The sequence below is a fragment of the Pontibacter sp. BAB1700 genome, assembly GCF_000277005.1.
GTDB classification, from domain to species: Bacteria; Bacteroidota; Bacteroidia; order Cytophagales; family Hymenobacteraceae; genus Pontibacter; species Pontibacter lucknowensis.
On sequence record NZ_AKIS01000135.1, the window covers coordinates 1 to 3,433 of the forward strand.

Below are 3,433 nucleotides of genomic sequence, written 5' to 3' on the forward strand. Positions count from 1 at the left end.
ATTTAAGATAAAGTATTAAGATAGCTTGATGGAAAACGTATTAGAACCGCTTACAAATACTAAGGTAGCAGAGAGTATTCAGCAACTCTTTCAATATTCTGTCGCCATAAGAATTCCAGCTTATCAAAGAGCTTATAGTTGGGGAGAAAAGCAGCGAACTCAATTTCTGGAAGACCTTTTAGAGCAGAAAGGAAAACGATACTATTTAGGTCAATTACTTTTTGAAAAAGATGGGAATACCCTTTTTATAATTGACGGTCAGCAACGGCTCACAACAACAGTAATTTTCTTGTCAGCCATTGCAAAAGCTCTAAGTGCACTTGGTGAAAATACAGAGGAAATCCGAGACACTTATCTGACTGACGTGTTCAGGACCATTGATGACGACCATGTAATTTTTAAGAAGACCACTCAAAAGCATTTGGTATCTGCTATTGATGACACTGAGACCATCTCTCAAAAGCGGATAATAGAAGCATTCAACTTCTTTGAAGCGAGGCTGTGCAAATTTGACATAATAAGCTTGAAAGAAATTCAGCAGACCTTGGAAAGTGCTGTAATAAGCACCTTTTACATTTCTAATAAAATTGAGGCAACGCAAGTTTTTGAATATCAGAATAACAGAGGTAAAGAGCTTTCGAGGTTTGAGGTAATCAAAGCTTATTTGATGCATCAGCTATATATCCAAAGTACTGACAACCATCAGGCTAATAATGATATTGCCGAGATTCAAAGTAACATTTCAAAGACATATAGATACATCGAAGCAGTTGAAGGTTACTTCACAGAAAATGAGTTGTTGAGCAGCTTCTGTAATCTGTTTTATAGCATTGGTGGGAATATCGAGGCTGTTAAAGAGCGATTAAATAAAGAAGAGAAGAAGACAGAATGGATAAAGTTATTCTTTGAAAATTTTGTGGAACTCACCCATAGCGCCAAGAGCGTAGTGAGTAATAAAAGTCAATCTAAAATATCGAATCTATTTTTCGTTGGCAATGAAGCGAATTGGAAAATTGTCTTACTGACACTCTTTTATAAGGGCGAAGTGTCAGGCGATAAGTACAAGCGTATTCTGAAACTTATGGAAGTACTTTGCTTTAAGCTCAAACTAGGTGACTACAGAACAGATTACCTGCCTAAATATGCTAAACGCTACTTTGATCCCAAAGACAATTACAGCATAGACAATTTGTATCAGGAAATCAGAACTGCTACTGAAACAGGATTCAAGTGGTATTGGAATGATGGGGGCAAGTTTAAAAACATAATTAACAACTACTTTGACAACAGGACATGGCATTATAGTCATAACACTATAAAGTTCATTCTGTGGCAGTATGAGAACAATCTGAGAAAAAAGAACCGCTCAGGTGCCTTGTTAGATAAAGAGCTTTACAACAGTTATACGATTGAACATATCAGTCCCCAAAATCCGTCAAATGAAGAGTACACAGAAGATTTTAAAAAGAACTTTTTACACCTTGTAGGTAACTTAGCCCTATTGACACAGCCCCAAAATAGTAAATTCGGAAATAAACCATTCCATAAGAAGAGCGAGCTTTTCCAAGATACAGCACTCTCAAGTTACACGGAAATCAGAGAGAAAAATCAATGGACGTCAACTGAGATTACAGAACGTCATTCCCGTATTTCGGACTTCGCAAAGCGGTATTTTGAAATATCTGACATTTAGAGAATAGGAGAAAACACAGCTATGTAAGAGAAGTGAAGGGGGCAGGGTTGTGCGAAGAGTATTAGCAGTGGCGAACAAGTTATTTTAGAACGCCACTGCCTTACTAGACTTCTATGGCGTAGGATGAATATCTTCATAAAACAATATATTATGGATACAGCTTTACGATCTAGAAATGCTACAATAGAATGGAGTTATCCTTATCTGCTTGAAAATGCTTTTACGAAGGATATCTGTTATGAAGGATACGGTGTTTATTGCATTAGTAGAGTTTTCAACTCCAAAGAAACTATTCTTTACATTGGAAAGACTAACTGCAACTTCTTTTCCCGCCTGAATAAACACTATTTTAAATGGGTTGATAATTATAGGGGAATAAAGAAAGTTAGGTTTGGGACTATAATATCCCCGTTAGCCCACACAGATGAATTGATTCATGATTTGGAGGGTGGACTAATCTTTGATCTACAGCCCTTGCATAATATATGTAGGAAAATCAGCTACACCTACTACAGTATCTATAAAATAAATAACATTGGGTACCGTGGAGGAATCCCTAGAATCATCAACATGAAAGAGCACTAAGGCTTTCATCTTAGTAGGTCAGTACCTTTGGTGTTTACTGAGCTGGATGCTTTGGCCACATATGAACAAATAGAACCCCTTACCTAATCATTCAAGCCTAATGACTGCGCATTGTTAATTCTATTTCAAAGTTTACTTTGTCTGTCGTTTATCGTCTGAATCTCACCTTGTCAAATGGTATAGAAGAAGGGTTAGTCACATCCCTAAGACATTGAACGCCTACGATGATATTCTCTCCTATTCTACCTCGCTTGTGTATAAGGTTCTCAAAAGTTTCAAAGAACTCTGCCTTAGCTTATAACCTCAAATTCCTCTCACGTAATTTAAGCTTTCGGCTTATGGGTGTATATTTTGGTCATTCAAGGATTGCTTCAGGTTCTAAAGAGAGCTGATGCTTAAAATCAAAGACCTCATTATCTGTCCCTAATGAACATTATTCAACCACCCGACCGGTTGTACAAGCACCATATTGGGAACATTGATGTGTACTATCCAGTCCTCATTGCGGATGTGCAGGAGGAAGCATGCTTTACTCCAACAGTTCAATGCTCCGCCTTTTTTTCTAACGGTCCTGTTAAATGAATAAGATGGAGTGTGAAGGAGAATATGCACACTAAATACTATATTAAATATCAAGAAGTTATACGTATAAGAACTAAATTATTAAATAAAATATTTATTTGCGTATTGTTTTTGTAGAAACTGTCCCCTACCTTTGTATCGTTGAATGACAATAACATATGAGTATTATGGCAAAGCGAGAGAAGAAGGTGGAGTTTGAGAACCCCCAGAATCTGTATAATCTCAACAAACCATTATATGAGTTGATAGTAGCCTATGGCATAAGCCATCTGTTTATTGCCGAGCACCTTTATCCGGCAGAGTGGAATGAAGACAATGCCAAAAAGCTTGCTGGGCGCTTCAGAAACAAGCTTGATGGTAAAGGAGCGGTGACGGATGCAGAGCTAACTGATTTGATAAACATTATTACTGAAATGGCAGATAGTATGCAAAGAGGTGCTAGTAACGCCAGGCGTGCCCGGAGTGAGAAGCGTAAAGCTAAGATTCAAGCCATCCTAGAGGCACTGGATGATGAATCTTTTGAAAAACTGGATTTAGAGAAATTAGAGAGGAATCTCTAATTTTTTAATTAAT

At 37.3% G+C, this 3,433-nt stretch carries 3 protein-coding genes; all 3 read left to right on the forward strand.

What is annotated here, in order from left to right; translation table 11 throughout:
• The first annotated feature begins 28 nt into the window (after nucleotides 1-28).
• Nucleotides 29-1,693 carry a DUF262 domain-containing protein gene (locus O71_RS15730; RefSeq protein WP_007658641.1) on the forward strand — a complete coding sequence of 555 codons (1,665 nt, stop codon included), beginning with the start codon at nucleotides 29-31 and terminating at the stop codon, nucleotides 1,691-1,693.
• A gap of 150 nt (nucleotides 1,694-1,843) precedes the next feature.
• Nucleotides 1,844-2,278: a hypothetical protein gene (locus O71_RS21995; protein ID WP_007658642.1), complete on the forward strand. Its 435-nt coding sequence runs from the start codon at nucleotides 1,844-1,846 to the stop codon at nucleotides 2,276-2,278.
• A 749-nt stretch (nucleotides 2,279-3,027) separates the two neighbouring features.
• Entirely contained in the window at nucleotides 3,028-3,420 is a 393-nt protein-coding gene (locus tag O71_RS15740) for a hypothetical protein (protein ID WP_155800952.1), read from the forward strand.
• The last annotated feature ends 13 nt before the right edge of the window (nucleotides 3,421-3,433 follow it).

Excerpts from the sequence above, each read along its gene's own strand:
- O71_RS21995 (WP_007658642.1), top strand. The coding sequence starts at position 1,844 with ATGGATACAGCTTTACGATCTAGAAATGCTACAATAGAATGGAGTTAT.
- O71_RS15740 (WP_155800952.1), top strand. The coding sequence starts at position 3,028 with ATGGCAAAGCGAGAGAAGAAGGTGGAGTTTGAGAACCCCCAGAATCTG.
- O71_RS15730 (WP_007658641.1), top strand. The coding sequence starts at position 29 with ATGGAAAACGTATTAGAACCGCTTACAAATACTAAGGTAGCAGAGAGT.